An 18,418-nucleotide genomic window follows, 5' to 3' on the forward strand; every position below is an offset into this window, starting at 1 on the left:
CGCCATCGATTGATCCTATTGTCATCGGCGCAGGCGTGAGTGACGATTCCGCGGACGCGCGCTCGCCGGCTGCGGTGTGTATCGACAAGCCGCTCGACTGGCGAGGCGTCGCGCAGATTGCGAATGGCGCGAAGCTGGTTTTGTCGCCCGGAGTGCGCTCGCGGATCGACCATGCACGCGCGCTCGTCGAGCAGATCGTCGAGCGCCGGATTCGCGCTTATGGCGTGAATACCGGTGTGGGCGCGCTGTGCGACGTGGTCGTGTCGCCGTCGGAGCAGCGTGCGTTGTCGCGCAACATCCTGATGAGTCACGCAGTCGGCGTGGGTGAACCGCTGCGGCGCGAGGAGACGCGGGCGATCATCGCGGCTGCCGTGAATAACTTCGCGCACGGGCATTCCGGCGTGCGGCTCGAACTGGTGGAGCTGCTGGTCACGTTGCTCGACAGCGGCGCGACACCCGAGGTTCCGGCCTTTGGATCGGTCGGTTATCTGAGCCATATGGCGCATATCGCGCTGGTGCTGATCGGCGAGGGTTTTGTTCGCGACGACACCGGCCGCGTGAGCGCCACCAGCGCGCTGCAGCGGCTCGCGCGTGAACCGCTCGTGCTCGAGGCGAAGGAGGGCCTGAGTGTGGTCAACGGCACGCCTTGCGTCACCGGGCTCGCTTCGTTGGCGCTCGCTCGCACCGAGCGGCTGCTGGAATGGGCCGACACGATCTCGGCGATGTCCTTCGAGAACCTGCGCGGGCAAGCCGCCGCCTTTGATGCCGACTCGCTTGCGCTGCGGATATCGCCGGGATTGTCGGTGGTGGGCGCGCATCTGCGGTCCCTGCTCGCCGATAGCGGCATCATCGCAGCGTCGTTCGGGCGCAAGACGCAGGACCCCTTGAGCTTGCGGACGATTCCCCACGTACATGGCGCGGCGCGCGACGTGTTCGCGACGACCGCCGAAGTGGTGAACCGCGAGCTGGCTTCGGTCACCGATAACCCCGTCGTCGCCGGCACGCTCGCCTCGCCGCGAGTGTTTTCCCAGGCGCACGCGGTGGGGGCGTCTATCGGCCTGGCGATGGATAGCCTGAGTACTGCGGTGGCCGAAGTTGCCGCGATGGCGGAACGGCGCATCGACCGGTTGGTGAACCCGCTGGTCAGCGGCTTGCCCGCTTTTCTCGCCGATGGCGGCGGCACGTGTTCCGGTTTCATGATCGCGCAGTACACGGCGGCTTCATTAGTCGCTCACAACCGACGGCTCGCCATGCCGGCGAGCCTGGACGGGGGAATTACCTCCGGCTTGCAGGAAGACCATTTGTGTCACGCGACGCCGGCTGCGTTGAAGGCGCTGGAAATCATCGCCAATGCCGAGCGCATATTTGCCATCGAGTTGCTGGCCGCGACTCAGGCGTATGACTTGCAACCTGCTGATGTGTCGCGCGCGCCAAAGACCGACGCGGTCTACCGCAGCGTCCGGGCCGTTATCTCTCGATATAGAGACGACCGGCCGTTGGCCGGCGATATTGCCGCCGCCTGGGCGTTCGTCCAAGAGGCAAGCCCCGAGTTTTGATCGCGTGAGTCTTGTATAGACAGATTCTCCGCTTCTCATGGCCGCCGATTCCGCCGCTTTATGCGGAATTGCCGGCTGTCGCCCCGTGTCTGGCGGGCTCTCCATCCCGTTCAAGTAAACCCCTACTTCGAATCGATCTGCCACTGCTTGCGCTTCGATTTGTTTTAATTCAGACTTGTATATACAACTCGCCGACCAAGCGCCATCGCCGTCTAAAACGCCCATGGAATTGGCTGCAAGATACCGAATGTTCACCATCCCCGTCCGAGGAGTGTTTCGATGAAAAACCACAATCCGCGTCCCCTGCGCGCACCGCGCGGCACCGAGCTTACGTGCAAGAGCTGGCTCACCGAAGCGCCGTATCGGATGCTGCTGAACAATCTCGATCCCGAGGTCGCCGAGAACCCCGACCAGCTCGTGGTCTATGGCGGTATAGGCCGCGCGGCCCGGAACTGGGAATGCCTCGATAAAATCCTCGAGACGCTGCAACGCCTGGAAAGCGACGAATCGCTGCTGGTCCAGTCCGGCAAGCCGGTCGGCGTGTTCAAAACGCATGCTGACGCGCCGCGTGTGCTGATCGCGAACTCGAACCTCGTGCCGAAATGGGCGACGTGGGAGCATTTCAACGAACTCGACCGCAAGGGCCTCTTCATGTACGGCCAGATGACGGCCGGAAGCTGGATCTACATCGGCAGCCAGGGGATCGTGCAGGGGACGTACGAGACTTTTGTCGAAGCCGCGCGGCAGCACTTCAAGGGCAGCTGGAAAGGCCGCTGGATCCTGACCGCTGGCCTGGGCGGCATGGGCGGCGCGCAGCCGCTCGCGGCGACGCTGGCGGGTGCGGTTTCGCTGAATATCGAGTGCGATCAGACGCGCATCGACTTCCGCCTGCGTACGCGTTACGTCGATAAACAAGCGAAGGACATCGATCACGCGCTTGAACTGATCAAGCAGCACACCGCTGCTGGCGACGCTGTATCGATCGCACTCTTGGGCAACGCCGCAGAAGTGCTGCCGGAGCTCGTGCGCCGCGCCAAGGCGGGCGATATCAAGCCGGATCTCGTCACCGATCAAACCTCGTCACACGATCTGATCAACGGTTATCTGCCCGCCGGCTGGAGCCTGGAAAAGTGGCGCGCGGCGTCGCTCGACGCGTCGCAGCACGGCGAACTGAAAGCGGCTGCGCAACGCTCCTGCGCCCAGCACGTCCAGGCGATGCTCGATTTCCACGCCATGGGCATCCCGGCGGTGGACTACGGTAACAACCTGCGCCAGGTCGCTTTCGACGACGGCGTGAAGAACGCCTTCGATTTCCCCGGCTTCGTTCCTGCGTACATCCGCCCGCTCTTCTGCGAAGGCAAGGGTCCGTTCCGCTGGGTTGCGCTGTCCGGCGATCCGGAAGATATCTACAAGACCGACGCCAAGCTCAAGGAACTCTTCCCACACAACGCAGGCATGAACCGCTGGCTCGACATGGCGCGCGACCGCATCGCGTTCCAGGGGCTACCGGCGCGGATTTGCTGGCTGGGTCTGGGCGAGCGTCATGTCGCCGGTCTCGCGTTCAATGAGATGGTGAAGAGCGGCGAGTTGAAAGCGCCGATCGTGATCGGTCGCGATCACCTGGATACTGGCTCCGTCGCGAGCCCGAACCGTGAGACGGAAAGCATGAAGGATGGCACGGACGCCGTGTCGGACTGGCCGCTGCTCAACGCGCTGCTGAACACCGCAGGTGGCGCGACGTGGGTCAGCCTGCATCATGGCGGCGGCGTCGGCATGGGGTACTCGCAACACGCGGGCATGGTGATCGTTGCCGACGGCACCGACGCTGCCCAGAAGCGTCTCGCGCGCGTGCTCGTGAACGACTGCGCGTCGGGCGTGATGCGTCACGGCGACGCCGGCTACGAACAAGCCATCGAATGCGCGAAGAACTTCGGTCTCGATCTGCCGTTCATCACGACCTGACCATGTTTCCTGCCTTCAGCATTATTCGCGCGGCCGATTTGAAGGCCGTGCCGTGGAAGAACGGCGGCGGCGCGACGCGCGAGATCGCCGCGTCGCCGAAAGGTTCTGCATTCGATGCCTTCGACTGGCGCGTGAGCGTCGCGGATGTATCGGAGGCAGGGGCGTTTTCGGTGTTCGAGGGGATTGACCGCGTGCTGACGTTGATCGAGGGAGCAGAGATGGCGCTCATCGATTCGGCAGGCCCGCGACATGTCCTCGCACGCTGGGACTCACTCGTGTTCGCGGGTGAAGAAAAGATAACGGCAGAATTGCCGCACGGTCCGACGCGCGATTTCAACCTGATGTTGAGGCGGGATCGGGTGTCGGGGAGCGTCGTGGTGCGGCGTGAGGCTGAACAATTGAAAGTGGCGCGGGGCAGTGTTGTGCTGGTCTGCGCGCTTGGGGAGTTCGCGGTGAATGACGAGCGCTTGTTCCAGGGCGATGCGCTTGTTTTAGACGCCGGGCATGGGGGCCAGGTCTTGAACATCGAGCCGATTTCAAAAGGCGCGGTTCTCATCGACGCCCGTATCGTTTCAAAGGAAACGCGGACATGACCGATAACAGCCTGCACATCTGGGGCAACGCGCGTCTCGCGCCTCGCGCGGACCCAGCAAACCTACTGGAAAACGCGGCGATTGTCGTGCGCGATGGGCGTATTGAATGGTTCGGGGCGGAAGCTGACATGCCTGCGGAGTTTGCCGAGGCTGTAAGCCACGATCTGGAAGGACGGATCGTCACGCCAGGTCTCGTCGATTGCCATACGCACCTCGTCTACGCAGGAAACCGTGCGGAAGAATTCGCGATGCGGCTCGAAGGCGTGAGTTACGAAGACATCGCGAAACGCGGTGGCGGGATCGTCTCGACGGTGCGCAACACGCGTGCGGCCAGCGAAGACGAACTGTTCGCGCAATCGTTGCGCCGGCTGGATGCGTTGCTCGCTGAAGGCGTGACGGCGGTGGAAATCAAATCAGGTTACGGGCTCGATCTCCCAACCGAACGCAAGATGCTGCACGTGGCACGGCGGCTGGCGGCTGCCCGGCCGGTGACAATAGCCACGACGTTCCTCGGCGCACACGCGTTGCCACCGGAATACGCAGGTCGCGCGGATGATTACATCGCCCACGTCTGCAACGAGATGCTGCCGACGCTCGCAGGAGAAGGTCTGATCGATGCCGTCGATGTGTTCTGCGAGCGCATTGCGTTCACGCTGGAACAGGCGGAGCGCGTGTTCGACGCCGCATCGAAGCTGAATCTGCCCGTGAAAATGCATGCCGAGCAGCTGTCGCTGATGGGCGGCGCGGCGCTCGCAGCGAAGCATCACGCGCTATCGGCCGATCACCTCGAATTCCTCGACGAAGCCGGCATCATCGCGATGCGCGAAGCCGGCACCGTCGCCGTGTTGTTGCCCGGCGCGTTTTACTTCATCCGCGAAAAGCAGTTGCCGCCGATAGACCTGCTGCGTCGCCACGACGTACCGATCGCGCTCGCCACCGACAGCAATCCGGGCACATCACCCACCACGTCGCTGCTGCTGATGCTCAACATGGGTTGCACGCTGTTTCGCTTGTCCGTGGCCGAAGTGCTCGCGGGCGTCACGCGCCATGGCGCCAAAGCGCTCGGTCACGCCGATGTCAGCGGCGAGATCACCATCGGCGCGAAGGCGGATTTTGTCGCGTGGGATATCGAAACGCTTGCGGAACTGGCGTACTGGAGCGGCCTCGAGCGCTGCGCGCTGGTCGTGCGCCACGGCGCCGTGACCGTGGACAAACGAAAATAAGCGGAATACGCCATGACTCGAAACAGTTTGTTTGCCGAACACGCGCGTTTGTTGGACGGCTGGCGTCGTGACGTGCTGCTCGAATGGGACGACAAGGGCACCCTGCTCGCGGTGACGCCGGACAGCACGCAACCAGCTGGCGTGAATAAAGCCAAGGGCCCGGTACTGGCCGGCATGCCGAATCTTCACTCGCACGCGTTCCAGCGCGCGATGGCGGGCCTCACCGAATATCGTGCGAATCCGACCGATAGTTTCTGGAGTTGGCGCGATCTGATGTACCGGTTTGCCGCGCGCATTTCCCCGGACAGCATTGGCGATATCGCGCGCTGGCTTTATATCGAAATGCTGAAGGCCGGCTATACATCGGTCTGCGAATTCCACTACGTGCATCACGCGCCGAACGGCCAGCATTACGCGAACCCCGCAGAAATGGCCGCGCGCGTGGTTAATGCCGCTACGCAAACCGGCATCGGCATGACGATGCTGCCGGTGCTTTATCAATACAGCGGCTTCGGTGAGCGCGAGCCGACGCCGGGTCAGGCGCGTTTTATTCACACGCCTGAAAGCCTGCTCGATGCGCTCGTTTCGCTGCGTAAGGCTCAGCCGGAAAACGGCAACTTGCGATACGGCGTCGCGCCGCACTCATTGCGTGCTGTATCGAAGCAAACGTTGGGACGCATGCTCAGTGGACTCGACCGCGAGTTTCCGGGCGCGCCGGTGCATATCCATATCGCTGAGCAGACGGCTGAGGTTGATGCCTGCCTCGAGACCTTGAAAGCACGCCCGGTGCGCTGGCTGCTCGATAACTTCGATGTCAACGAACGCTGGTGCCTCGTACACGCCACGCACATCGATGAAAACGAAATGGGCGCAATGGCCGCAAGCCGCGCCATCGCGGGCCTGTGCCTGACGACTGAAGCCAATCTCGGCGATGGCATTTTCCCGACGCACGGGTATCTCGCTGATGGCGGCCGGTTCGGCCTTGGCTCGGACAGCCATATCGCGGTCGACTGGCGCTCCGAACTGCGCCTGCTCGAATACGGACAACGCCTGATGCGACGCGAGCGCAACGTGCTGGCATCGAACGAGCAGGTGCACGTCGCCGATCGTCTCTTCGATGCCGCAGTGCTTGGCGGTGCCAGCGCAAGCGGTCGCGCAGTCGGGGTACTGGAAGCGGGGCGCCGGGCGGATTTCATCGTGCTCGATGCGGATCATCCGGCTATTGCCGGGCATGCACCGGACGCGTGGTTATCGGGCGTGGTGTTTGGCGAACATGGCGAGACGCCGGTGCTCGATGTCAGCGTCGGCGGCAAAGTCGTGGTCGAGGCGCGGCGGCATCGCGATGAGGGAGAGGCATTCGGGCAGTATCGAAAGACGCTGGCCGGATTGCTCGAATAAAGGAAATTGTCTGTGACTGATCAAGTTTTCACGTTGAAGCGCGGCAGTGCGCCGCTGCTCATTTCCATCCCGCACGCCGGCACCCGGATTCCCGTCGACATAGCTTCTTCGATGACCCCGATCGCCCGCGAGGTCGACGACACCGACTGGCATCTGGAACGCCTGTACGAGTTCGCCGTGCAGATGGGCGCATCTATCCTCGTGCCTGCGAATTCGCGCTACGTGATCGATCTGAACCGCCCGCCCGACGGCGCGAATCTTTACCCCGGACGCGATACGACCGGCCTGTGTCCCGTCGATACCTTCAACAGCGAACCGTTGTACCCGCTAGGCGGTGTGCCCACCGACACGCAGATTGCCGAGCGTCGCGAGAAATACTGGCGGCCTTATCACGATGCGCTCGCGGGGGAGCTTGCCCGTTTGAAATCCGGGCACGGCAAAGCGTTGCTGTGGGAGGCGCACTCCATTCGTTCGCACGTGCCACGGTTTTTCGACGGCAAGCTTTTCGACTTCAGCTTCGGCACGGCCGGTGGTGAAAGCGCGCCAGCAGGGCTGGCGGAAAGGCTCGAAGCGATGGTGCTTGAGCACGGCGATTACACAGCTGTCGCCAACGGTCGCTTCAAGGGCGGGTACATCACGCGTCATTACGGCAAGCCGCAGGACGGCATTCACGCGGTGCAACTGGAACTGTCGCAGATCACTTACATGGAACAAACGCGGCCGTATCGATACGACGAAGCTCGTGCCGGCCGGGTCGCGCCGTTAATGCGGGATCTGGTGCAGTGCGCGTTGGATTCGCTGAGTTCAGCATGATTGCTTGAAAACACCTGATCCGGATGATGGACGCGCGCCTCTGGAGCGCTCCTACAAAGTTAAAAAGCCATTCCAACTCGCGTTGAAATGGCTTTTAACTTTAGCTGCAGGTGTTCCTATCGCGAGAAACGCTCAAATTTCTCGCCGTCTCACCGCCGACGGCGTCAACACGGTCGGCAGCGCCTTCGGCAACGTCTCCGGCCAGTCGCGGCTGAAATGCAAGCCACGACTTTCGCGCCGTGAACACGCACTCTCGACAATCAGCGAAGCCACGTCCACTAGATTGCGCAGTTCGAGCAGGTCGCGGCTCACCTTGAAGTTCGCGTAGTACTCGTGGATCTCGTCGCGCAGCATCGCAATCCGGTGCTGGGCGCGCGCAAGCCGTTTATCGGTGCGCACAATACCCACGTAATTCCACATCAGCCGCCGCAACTCGTCCCAGTTGTGCGCGACCACGACTTCCTCGTCCGGATCGGAGACGCGGCTTTCATCCCAGGCCGGCAACGGCGCGTGACCGCTCGCCGCGAAACCATCGGCTTCCATGGCTTGCGCTGCGGCACGCCCGACCACCAGGCACTCGAGCAGCGAATTGCTCGCCAACCGGTTTGCACCGTGCAGACCCGTGCACGACGTTTCACCGACGGCATAAAGGCCTGTACGATCCGTGCGGCCCGCCAGGTCGGTGACCACGCCGCCGCAGGTGTAGTGCGCGGCGGGCACGACGGGAATCGGCTGCTTCGTGATGTCGATGCCGAACTCACGGCAGCGCGCAAGGATGGTGGGGAAGTGCTCCTGAAGGAAGGCTTCCGGCTGATGGCTGATGTCGAGATACACGCAGTCAATGCCGCGCTTCTTGATCTCGAAGTCGATCGCACGCGCGACGATATCGCGCGGAGCGAGCTCAGCGCGTTCGTCGTGGGCGGGCATGAAACGCGTGCCATCGGGCAGGCGCAGGATGCCGCCTTCGCCGCGTACGGCTTCGGAAATCAGGAATGACTTCGCGTACGGATGGAACAGGCAAGTCGGGTGGAACTGGATGAACTCCATGTTCGACACGCGGCAGCCGGCGCGCCATGCCATCGCTATGCCATCACCGGTCGCTGTATCCGGGTTTGTGGTGTACAGATACACCTTACCTGCGCCGCCGGTCGCGAGCACGGTATGCGGCGCCTCGATAGTGACGGTGCGCCCGCTCGCGAGATCGAGCGCATAAAGCCCATGACAGCGATGCCCGGGCAAGCCGAGCCGCTCCGACGTGATCAGGTCGATGGCGTAGTGATCTTCGAGGACCGTGATGTTCGGATGATTGCGCACGCGCTCGTTGAGCGTGGTGACTACGGCATGCCCGGTGGCATCGGCGGCGTGAATAATTCGCCGATGACTATGGCCGCCTTCACGCGTCAGATGAAAGCCGAGTTCGGCGGAGAGATCCTTGGTGAAGGGTACGCCTTCGCCGATCAGCCATTCGATCGCGGCACGCCCGTTTTCCACGATGAATCGCGTAGCCGTCTCGTCGCACAAGCCGCCGCCGGCAATCAACGTATCGCGGACGTGGTTGTCGATGCTGTCCGCGGAGTCGAGCACGGCCGCGATGCCGCCTTGGGCCCAGTCGCTGGCGCCTTCGCTCACGCTGCGCTTGGCGAGGATCGCGACGCGCCGTGTGTCCGCCAGATTCAGCGCCACGCTCAGGCCCGCCAGTCCGCTGCCGATGATTGCTACATCGAAATTCATCCTGCCACGTCTCCGTCGATAGTTGTCCGCCGCGGCTTTCGGGACTCACGCCGGTGGCATGTGGAAAGCCTGGTCGACAAGGATAACGCGTGGCACGCAACACGGCCACTTGGCTGTGCGGCCAGTAGGGCGAACGAATCGTGCGGAATGAGCCCGAAAACGGTAGCACAAAAGCAAAAAGCCTCGCGTGAGCGAGGCTTTTTGTGAAGCAATACAGAAGGAAACGAAGACCTTATTTGATCTTGGTTTCTTTGTATTCAACGTGCTTGCGGACAACGGGATCGAACTTCTTGATCGCCATCTTTTCCGGCATGTTGCGCTTGTTCTTCGTGGTCGTGTAGAAGTGACCCGTGCCTGCGGTCGATTCCAGCTTGATCTTGTCGCGTGCGCCCTTGGCCATGTTCGTGCTCCTTAGACTTCGCCGCGTGCGCGCAGATCTGCGAGCACGGAGTCGATGCCGTTCTTGTCAATCAGGCGCAGGCCGGCGTTCGAGAGACGCAGACGGACCCAACGGTTTTCGCTTTCAACGAAGAAGCGGCGATTTTGCAGATTGGGCAGGAAACGACGCTTGGTGCGGTTGTTCGCATGGGAAACGTTGTTGCCGCTCATCGGCCCCTTCCCGGTTACTTGGCATACACGTGCCATGAGAGCACTCCTAATACGCTTTAATTCTGAGTTCGAACGCCAGGGACATCTTGGACCGCTTCGGGCTACCGGAGAGGCTTGCCCGAAATGACTGCGTACGCTCGGAACAGGTTGGTTGAAAGAAGCAAACCGAGATTCTACCCGCAAAAAACCTGCAAAATCAACTCTTTTTGGTACTGGACGAGGTATCCGGCTATCCCGCAGGGGGCGGGTTTCACGAGGTTTTCTGCCTACGCAACGCCATTAGGCGCGGTTTTGCGGTCAATTGGCTATTAAACCCGCGAAACCCGCGTTAATTTGGAAACCAGGCAGAAAGTTAAGACAGCATCCATCTGTGTCGCGAAAAAGAAAATATCTCGTTCGATGCCACTACCAGATGATCGAGCAACCGCACATCGATCAGTGCGAGCGAGTCTTGCAACACGCGCGTCAGGCGGCGGTCGCTTGCGCTCGGCTCGACGCCGCCAGAGGGGTGATTATGCGCGACGATTGGGCTCGCCGCGTTCAATGTCAGCGCCCGTCGCACGATTTTCCTCGGATACACCGCAACGCGCGAAAGCGATCCTTTGGCCGATTCGTCGACGGTAATCAGGCAATGCTTGATATCCCGGTGCGGGGTGACGAACACTTTGTTAGGCCGCGTGCCAATCAGCCACTTCAGATAGTCTTCCACTGCTTGCGGGGCGTCGAGCAGCGGCCGCTCGCAGGTTTTCTCCGCCAGCGAACGCTGGCACAGTTCCGAGACAGCCAGCAGCCGCGCCGCCTTGGCCGGGCCGATACCGCCGAACCTGCGTAATTCCGTCGCAGTCGTGCTGAGCACGCCGCGGATTGATTCGAAGCGCACGAGCAGATCGCGCGCCACGTCGACGGATGTCATGCCTGGGCGGCCCGTATTCAGGCAAAGCGCCAGAAGCTCGGCATCCGATAGTGTCTGCGCGCCTCGTTGTAACAGGCGCTCGCGCGCACGGTCGCGCTCCGGCCAGTCGAGAATGCGCGTGACGGCGGGTCCGATGCGTGCAGGAGGGTTCGCGGCGAGCAGGGCGTCGGCGGCATAGGGCGCATTGTTCTGCACCGGTTCGAGACGGGCGTTCATGTCACGCTCGCGCCTATGTGGAACTGCGGGAACCGCGCCCGGCGCGGCAGCTGGCCGGCCTGTGCGCCGCTATCCCCGAGGATTGCCGGAACGGAGGCGGGGCCATCGCACTGTGGCTTACAATAGAGGTTTCGCGCCTCCCCGAGCGAGCGCCTGACGGTCTGCCTCGCGAGGCCGTTGGCCCCAGCGGTGCGGTGCCGGAGTGCCCAGCAAGCTTTCGCCATGACCGCGTCCTGTCGGGACGCCCGGCCTTTTATCGGACGGCAGGACCGGCTGAGAAGGTAATTAAGGCTTTTACGGCTATCACGATCAAACATGAGCATCATTGATATCTCCGAGGTGAAACCCGGTTCGCATGTCACGCTTCATTACCGGCTTGCGCTCGAGGACGGGGCGGACATAGTCAGCACGTTCACTGACAAACCCGCCACGCTGTTATTAGGCGCTGGTCATCTTGCGCCGCCGCTCGAAGACATTCTGCTGGGTCTGAAGGTGGGCCACCACTCGACCTTTCGGCTAACGCCCGGTCAGGCGTTTGGTCCACGCAACCCGGAAATGCTGCAATGGGTGTCGCTGGCCACGTTGCGCGAGAACGCGATGATCGGCGAGAATTTTGCTCCCGGCGACCTCGTCGAATTCAACGCACCGGGCGGTGGCCGTTACGCAGGCGTGCTCAAGGAGGTCGGCGAGACCTCCGCGCTGTTCGATTTCAACCATCCGCTTGCCGGTCAGGCGCTGGCGTTCGAAGTGAAAATCATCGGAATTCTGTAGCCATGAGCTCCACTGACACCCTTCTTGATGTCGAAATTCTTCTCGCCCAGCCGCGTGGTTTTTGCGCGGGCGTCGATCGTGCGATCGAAATAGTGGAGCGGGCAATCGCGCTGTTCGGCGCGCCCATCTACGTACGCCACGAGATCGTGCACAACGCTTACGTGGTCGAGGACTTACGCAAGAAAGGCGCCGTGTTCATCGAAGACCTGGCGGACGCGCCGGAAGGCAGTACGCTGATTTTCAGCGCGCACGGCGTGTCGAAGGCAGTGCGCTCGGAGGCGGAAACCCGTGGCTTGCGTGTGTTCGACGCCACCTGTCCGCTGGTGACCAAAGTGCACATGGAAGTGGCGAAGATGCGCCAGGACGGCTTCGATATCGTGATGATCGGGCACAAGGGCCATCCTGAAGTGGAAGGCACCATGGGGCAGAGCGGCGAAGGCATGCACCTGGTGGAGGATATCGAGGACGTGGAAGCGCTCGCGCTCACCGATCCCGATCGCATTGCGTACGTCACGCAAACCACGCTTTCAGTCGACGATGCGTCCGAGATCATCAGCGCTCTGAAGTCCAAATACCCATCAGTGAAAGAACCGAAGAAGCAGGATATCTGCTACGCCACGCAGAATCGCCAGGATGCGGTGAAGTTTCTCGCGCCCCAATGCGACGTCGTGATCGTGGTGGGCAGCCCGAATAGCTCGAATTCAAGCCGGCTGCGCGAGGTGGCCGAGAAGCGCGGCATTCCCGCCTATATGGTGGACTCGCCTACGCAGATCGATCCGAAATGGGTGGAGGGGAAAAAGCGCATCGGCGTGACGGCGGGTGCGTCGGCGCCGGAAGTGCTGGCGCAGGCCGTGATCGCGCGGCTGCGGGAGCTGGGCGTGCGCAACGTGCGGCCGCTGGAAGGAATCGAGGAGAAAGTGTCGTTTCCGCTGCCGCGTGGTCTGACACTGCCGGCGGAGTGATGCAATGCGCGAGAAGCGTCCTTCGCCGCTGAAATAGAACCCGACGCAATAGAGATAAAGGCCGTTCCAACTCACGTTGGCGCGGCCCTTTATTTTGTCGAGTGCGAAAAAAAACGTCGTGGCCGCGACCAGGCGAACAGGGCTCTACGCGAAGGTCCGGATTGACCCGTCGATTCTGCAATTGCACCATGAAGGTGCTTTCCTCGAAGGAAGCGCTGACGCTGGAGGCGCTGCAACGCATCGGTGTTTACCCACGATGTCAGCCGATGGTGCAACTTGCGCACCGACGCGGGGCGCAACCGGGTTGCTCCAAGGCCTCCGCAGGAGGCCAAAGAGAGGGTTGCAATGGAGGAAAACCCCTGTCGCTGAACAATATTGCACGCCTCAAAAACCGAGTTACAATGCGCGCGTTCCAAGCCGGATGGGCTGGAAACATCAGCTTTTCGAGGCGCCGGAGACCTACTGAATGCGAATGAAGTTTGGCTTTGCCGTGACCATCGCGGCGGCGGTTGCGATGGCAACGGCGTGCAGCAAAAAGAGTGAGAACGAGCCGGCCGCGGGGGCATCGGCGGTGCCGGAAGCATTGGCGAGCGGTGTGGGGAGTGCGGCGGCTGCGCCGGCATCGGCGGCTTCAGTGGCCGCGGCATCTGCGCCGGCACCGGCCAGCAACGCGACGGTCGTCAAGATCGGCCACGTCGCGCCGCTCAGCGGACCGCTGGCTCATCTCGGGCAGGACAACGAAAACGGCGCGCGGCTGGCCATCGAGGAGATCAGCGCGCAGGGGCTGACCATCGACGGTCACGCGATCCATCTGGAACTGGATGCACAGGACGATGCCGCCGATCCCAAGAAGGGTATTGCAGCGGCGCAGCAACTGGTGGCGGATCACGTGGTGGCCGTCGTCGGACATTTGAATTCGGACGTGTCGATACCGGCATCGAAGATCTATAGCGACGCGAACGTGGCGCAGATCTCGGGGGCGACGACCAGCCCGGCGTTCACCCAGCAAGGTTACAAAACGACGTTCCGCGTGGTGCCGACGGACGCGCGCCAGGGGCCGGTGCTCGCGACCTATGCGCTCAAGACGCTGCACGCGAAAAAGATCGTGGTCGTCGACGACGCCAGCCTCTACGGCCGGGGTCTCGCGAACGAGTTTGCCAAGGCGGTGGTAGCGGGCGGCGGCCGGATCGCCGGTCACGAAGTGACGAGCGAAAAGGCCAAGGACTTCAAGGCGATACTGAACAAGATCAAGCGCGTCCAGCCAGACGTGGTGATGTTCGGCGGCATGGACGTGACTGGCGGACCGTTTGCGAAGCAGGCAGCAGCGCTTGGCCTGAGGGCAAAGATTCTTGGCGGCGACGGCATATGTACCGCTGACATGGCCACGCTCGCGGCCAACGCAGCGCCGAACGTGATGTGCTCGGAACTGGGTGTGGACGCGTCGAAGCTGGACAAGGGCGGGGATTTCGCGCAGCGCTACGCAGCCCGTTTCCATTTACCGGTCCAGAGCTATGCGCCGTTCACCTATGACGCCGTGTACGTGATCGTCGACGCCATGAAGCGGGCGAATTCGATAGAAGCGCCCAAGGTCCTTGCCGCGATTTCGTCGACGGATTTCAATGGCCTGACGGGTCACATTGCATTCGATGACAAAGGCGATTTGAAAGGCGGCGGCGCGATCACGCTAATCGATTTTAAGGATAACAAGAAGAACGTCATTGACGTCATTACGCCGTAAACCCTGAGCTGCAGCGCCGCGCGGCGAATGCACACTTGGTTGGGCAAGCCCTCGATACGTAGTCACTTTCGGACGTTTTAGAGTTTTTTTTCAAGTACGCGCGGTGCGGTTGCGTTTTTTTCTTCCCTTCGGTTTATCGGCCAGCGATAAAGCGTAAATCTAGTCGCACGGGCTAAGGAGCCTTCAATGGATATCTTCATCCAGCAGATTCTCAACGGGCTGGTGCTAGGCAGCGTCTACGCCATCATCGCGTTGGGTTACACGATGGTGTACGGGATTCTCGGCATCATCAACTTCGCTCACGGTGACGTGCTGATGGTCGGCGCAATGGTCGCGCTGTCCGCCATCGGCGTCATGAGTAATCACTTTCCGGGCATGCCCCACGCGCTGATGCTGGTCATCGCGCTGTTGGTCGCCGCAGTCGTCTGCTCGGTGGTCGGCTACACCATCGAACGCGTGGCTTACCGGCCTTTGCGTAAAGCGCCGCGCCTTGCTCCGCTGATCACGGCTATCGGCGTATCGATTCTTCTCCAGACGCTCGCCATGATGATCTGGGGCCGCAATCCGCTGGCCTTCCCGCAACTGCTCCCGACCGATCCGATCAACGTGATCACCGCGACCGCCGACCGTCCGGGCGCCGTCATCTCGATGACGGAAATCGTGATCATCGTGGTCGCGTTCATTGTGATGGGCGGCCTGCTGCTGCTCGTACACAAGACGAAACTCGGCCGCGCGATGCGCGCCATTGCCGAGAATCCGGGCGTCGCGAGCCTGATGGGGGTGAACCCGAACTTCGTGATCTCCGCGACCTTCATGATCGGCTCCGCGCTCGCCGCGCTCGCCGGCGTGATGATCGCCTCCGAATACGGCAACGCGCACTTCTATATGGGTTTCATCCCCGGCTTGAAAGCGTTCACGGCCGCGGTGCTCGGGGGTATCGGCAACCTGGGTGGCGCGATGGTGGGCGGCGTGCTGCTCGGCCTGATCGAACAGCTTGGGGCCGGGTATATCGGCAATCTGACAGGCGGTGTGTTCGGCAGTAACTACCAGGACGTGTTCGCGTTCATCGTGCTGATCGTCGTGCTGGTGTTCCGTCCGTCCGGCCTGCTCGGCGAACGTGTCGCAGATCGCGCTTAACAGGGGAGACCAAGCATGACTTCAATTCAACCGATCGAGCCGTCGACCACGCTCATCCCTGAAAAAAAGACCGCGAAGAACTACGCCGTCACGGTGCTGGTCGCCGCGCTCGTGGTCCTCGCGCCAATGCTGATTGGCGCGGCCGGTGGTAATTACTGGGTCCGCGTACTCGACTTCGCGATGCTGTACGTGATGCTCGCGCTGGGCCTGAACGTGGTGGTGGGTTTCGCCGGGCTGCTGGACTTGGGCTACATCGCGTTCTATGCGGTGGGCGCTTACGTGGCTGCGTTGCTGTCCTCGCCGCAACTGACCACGCAGTTTGCGTGGATTGCGCAGCTGTTCCCCAACGGCCTGCATACGCCGATCTGGGTCATCGTGCCCTGCGCGATGGCGCTGGCGGCCACCTTCGGCGTGCTGCTCGGTGCGCCGACGCTGCGTCTGCGCGGCGACTACCTGGCTATCGTGACCTTGGGCTTCGGGGAAATCGTCCGGATCTTCATGAATAACCTGGATCGTCCGGTCAACATCACCAACGGACCGAAGGGGATTACCGGCATCGATCCGGTGAATGTGGGCGGCTTCAGTCTCGCGCAGACGCACGAATTCCTCGGTTTGAAGTTTCCGACCGTGTACCTGTATTACTACCTGTTCGTGCTGTGTTCGCTGTTCGTGATCTTCGTCTGCGTGCGCTTGCAGCATTCGCGGATCGGACGGGCGTGGGCCGCAATTCGGGAAGACGAAATTGCCGCGAAGGCGATGGGCATCAACACTCGCAACGTGAAGCTGCTGGCCTTCGCCATGGGCGCGTCGTTTGGCGGTTTGTCGGGCGCGATGTTCGGCGCGTTCCAGGGGTTCGTATCGCCGGAATCGTTCACGTTCTGGGAATCGGTCGTGGTGCTGGCGTGCGTGGTGCTCGGCGGCATGGGCCACATTCCGGGGGTGATTCTCGGCGCGGTATTGCTCGCCGTGTTCCCCGAGTTCCTGCGCTCGACCATGGGCCCGTTGCAGAACTTCATCTTCGGCCATGAGATCGTCGATACGGAAGTCATTCGCCAGTTGCTCTACGGCCTCGCGATGGTGCTGATCATGCTGTATCGCTCGGAAGGCCTGTGGCCGTCGCCGAAACACGAAGACAAGATCGCAAAAATTGCGAAACGCGCTGGCAAGAAGCCGGTGCGCGCCTGAGCCCCCGAGCAGCGGAGAAAACACAATGAGCGATAAACCCATTCGACTGTCCGTGAAGGGCGTGAACAAGCGCTTCGGCGGCTTGCAGGCACTGGCCGAAGTCGGCCTTCAAATCAAGGAAGGCGAAATTTACGGCCTGATCGGCCCGAACGGCGCGGGCAAGACCACGTTCTTCAACGTGATCACGGGCCTGTACACCCCGGATTCGGGCGAGTTCATACTGGACGGCGCGCCTTACACGCCGACCGCCGTGCACCAGGTGGCGAAGGCGGGCATTGCGCGCACCTTCCAGAACATTCGTCTGTTCGGCGGCATGACAGCGCTCGAGAACGTGATGGTCGGACGCCACGTGCGCACGAAACACGGTCTGATCGGTGCGGTGCTGCAGACGCCGTCGGAGCGTCGGGAAGAGAAGGGAATCAAGGAGCGCGCGCTGGAGTTGCTCGAGTACGTGGGCGTGCTGCAATACGCGGACTACACATCGCGCAATCTGTCGTACGGGCACCAGCGCCGCCTGGAAATTGCGCGGGCGCTCGCCACCGATCCGAAGCTGCTCGCACTCGATGAACCCGCCGCTGGCATGAACGCGACGGAAAAGGTCGAGCTCACGCGACTGCTCGACAAGATTCGCAGCGACGGGCGCACCATCTTGTTGATCGAACACGATGTGAAACTGGTGATGGGATTGTGCAACCGGATGACGGTGCTCGATTACGGCAAGGTGATCGCCGAGGGTCTGCCGCAGGACGTGCAGAAGGATCCGAAGGTGATCGAGGCTTATCTCGGGGCAGGGGTTCACTGATGGCTACGACCAATGGCGCGAACGGCGCAGCAATGTTGAAGATCAAGGGGTTGCAGGTCAGCTATGGCGGCATTCACGCCGTCAAGGGCGTGGATCTGGAGGTCGGCAAGGGCGAACTCGTGACGCTGATCGGCGCGAACGGCGCGGGCAAGACGACCACGATGAAAGCCATCACGGGCCTGAAGGCGTATTCGGCTGGCGATATTGAATACATGGGCCAGTCGATCAAGGGCGTGCCGTCGCATGAATTGCTCAAGCGCGGCCTCGCGATGGTGCCGGAAGGGCGGGGCATCTTTGCGCGCATGTCGATTCTTGAAAACATGCAGATGGGCGCGTATTTGCGTAGCGACAACGACGAGATCCAGAAGGACACCGACCGCATGTTCGGCTTCTTTCCGCGGCTGAAGGAGCGGGCGTCGCAGTATGCGGGCACGTTGTCGGGCGGTGAACAGCAGATGCTGGCAATGGCGCGGGCTTTGTTGTCGCGGCCGAAGCTGCTGCTGCTCGATGAGCCGTCGATGGGTCTCTCGCCGATCATGGTGGAGAAGATCTTCGAAGTGGTGCGCGAGATTTCGAGCGAAGGGCTGACGGTGTTGCTGGTGGAGCAGAACGCGCGGCTGGCGTTGCAGGCAGCGAATCGCGGATACGTGATGGATTCGGGTCTGGTCACCATGTCGGGCGACGCCAAGACCATGCTCGACGATCCGAAGGTTCGGGCGGCTTACCTGGGCGAATGAGGGGGCGAGTGACGTTGCGTTGATGAATGAAAAAGCCGCATGCCTTTGAGGGGCATGCGGCTTTTTTAATGC

The 18,418-nt window shown here is 61.8% G+C and carries 17 protein-coding genes; 13 read left to right on the forward strand and 4 right to left on the reverse strand.

What is annotated here, in order from left to right; translation table 11 throughout:
* Positions 1-35 precede the first annotated feature (35 nt).
* From EOS_RS30555 to hutG, 6 genes are all read left to right on the forward strand, one after another.
* Positions 36-1,556, forward strand: a complete 1,521-nt coding sequence (locus EOS_RS30555) for an aromatic amino acid ammonia-lyase (protein ID WP_082163568.1) — start codon at positions 36-38, stop codon at positions 1,554-1,556.
* A 279-nt stretch (positions 1,557-1,835) separates the two neighbouring features.
* On the forward strand, positions 1,836-3,518 hold the full coding sequence (gene hutU, locus EOS_RS30560; protein ID WP_047895937.1) for a urocanate hydratase: 1,683 nt from the start codon (positions 1,836-1,838) through the stop codon (positions 3,516-3,518).
* Between the two features lie 2 nt (positions 3,519-3,520).
* On the forward strand, positions 3,521-4,111 hold the full coding sequence (locus tag EOS_RS30565) for a HutD/Ves family protein (RefSeq protein WP_053064083.1): 591 nt from the start codon (positions 3,521-3,523) through the stop codon (positions 4,109-4,111).
* Complete coding sequence (hutI, locus tag EOS_RS30570) at positions 4,108-5,334, forward strand: imidazolonepropionase (protein WP_047895938.1); 1,227 nt, start codon at positions 4,108-4,110, stop codon at positions 5,332-5,334. The genes EOS_RS30565 and hutI overlap by 4 nt, the downstream gene beginning before the upstream one ends.
* 12 nt (positions 5,335-5,346) lie before the next feature.
* Positions 5,347-6,732: a formimidoylglutamate deiminase gene (locus EOS_RS30575; RefSeq protein WP_047895939.1), complete on the forward strand. Its 1,386-nt coding sequence runs from the start codon at positions 5,347-5,349 to the stop codon at positions 6,730-6,732.
* Positions 6,733-6,744: 12 nt separating this feature from the next.
* Positions 6,745-7,545, forward strand: a complete 801-nt coding sequence (gene hutG, locus EOS_RS30580; protein ID WP_047895940.1) for an N-formylglutamate deformylase — start codon at positions 6,745-6,747, stop codon at positions 7,543-7,545.
* 132 nt (positions 7,546-7,677) lie between these two features.
* Here the strand turns inward: hutG and nadB are convergent, their stop codons facing one another.
* From nadB to radC, 4 genes are all read right to left on the reverse strand, one after another.
* Positions 7,678-9,276, reverse strand: a complete 1,599-nt coding sequence (gene nadB, locus EOS_RS30585; protein WP_047895941.1) for an L-aspartate oxidase — start codon at positions 9,274-9,276, stop codon at positions 7,678-7,680.
* A gap of 232 nt (positions 9,277-9,508) precedes the next feature.
* Entirely contained in the window at positions 9,509-9,676 is a 168-nt protein-coding gene (gene rpmG, locus EOS_RS30590) for a 50S ribosomal protein L33 (protein ID WP_006478046.1), read from the reverse strand.
* Between the two features lie 11 nt (positions 9,677-9,687).
* Positions 9,688-9,921, reverse strand: a complete 234-nt coding sequence (gene rpmB / locus EOS_RS30595; protein ID WP_031359861.1) for a 50S ribosomal protein L28 — start codon at positions 9,919-9,921, stop codon at positions 9,688-9,690.
* A 316-nt stretch (positions 9,922-10,237) separates the two neighbouring features.
* The gene (radC, locus tag EOS_RS30600; protein ID WP_053064084.1) at positions 10,238-11,014 is read right to left on the reverse strand and encodes a RadC family protein; all 777 of its coding nucleotides are present in this window, start codon (positions 11,012-11,014) and stop codon (positions 10,238-10,240) included.
* Between the two features lie 315 nt (positions 11,015-11,329).
* Here radC and EOS_RS30610 point away from each other — a divergent pair, with 315 nt between their 5' ends.
* The 7 genes from EOS_RS30610 to EOS_RS30640 all read left to right on the forward strand — a co-directional run bounded on the left by EOS_RS30610 (position 11,330) and on the right by EOS_RS30640 (position 18,346).
* Positions 11,330-11,785, forward strand: a complete 456-nt coding sequence (locus tag EOS_RS30610; protein ID WP_047895943.1) for an FKBP-type peptidyl-prolyl cis-trans isomerase — start codon at positions 11,330-11,332, stop codon at positions 11,783-11,785.
* A gap of 2 nt (positions 11,786-11,787) precedes the next feature.
* Positions 11,788-12,747, forward strand: coding sequence for a 4-hydroxy-3-methylbut-2-enyl diphosphate reductase (ispH, locus tag EOS_RS30615; protein WP_047895944.1), 960 nt, complete (start codon positions 11,788-11,790; stop codon positions 12,745-12,747).
* A 466-nt stretch (positions 12,748-13,213) separates the two neighbouring features.
* On the forward strand, positions 13,214-14,485 hold the full coding sequence (locus EOS_RS30620) for a branched-chain amino acid ABC transporter substrate-binding protein (RefSeq protein ID WP_047895945.1): 1,272 nt from the start codon (positions 13,214-13,216) through the stop codon (positions 14,483-14,485).
* Positions 14,486-14,671: 186 nt separating this feature from the next.
* Positions 14,672-15,622, forward strand: a complete 951-nt coding sequence (locus EOS_RS30625) for a branched-chain amino acid ABC transporter permease (protein ID WP_047895946.1) — start codon at positions 14,672-14,674, stop codon at positions 15,620-15,622.
* A 15-nt stretch (positions 15,623-15,637) separates the two neighbouring features.
* Positions 15,638-16,807 (forward strand): ABC transporter permease subunit, encoded by a 1,170-nt coding sequence (locus EOS_RS30630; protein WP_047895947.1) that lies wholly within the window; start codon positions 15,638-15,640, stop codon positions 16,805-16,807.
* 25 nt (positions 16,808-16,832) lie between these two features.
* Positions 16,833-17,609, forward strand: a complete 777-nt coding sequence (locus EOS_RS30635; protein WP_047895948.1) for an ABC transporter ATP-binding protein — start codon at positions 16,833-16,835, stop codon at positions 17,607-17,609.
* A gap of 32 nt (positions 17,610-17,641) precedes the next feature.
* Positions 17,642-18,346 carry an ABC transporter ATP-binding protein gene (locus EOS_RS30640; RefSeq protein WP_087882020.1) on the forward strand — a complete coding sequence of 235 codons (705 nt, stop codon included), beginning with the start codon at positions 17,642-17,644 and terminating at the stop codon, positions 18,344-18,346.
* Positions 18,347-18,418: the final 72 nt, after the last annotated feature.

This window comes from Caballeronia mineralivorans PML1(12) (assembly GCF_001028175.1).
GTDB lineage: Bacteria > Pseudomonadota > Gammaproteobacteria > Burkholderiales > Burkholderiaceae > Caballeronia > Caballeronia mineralivorans.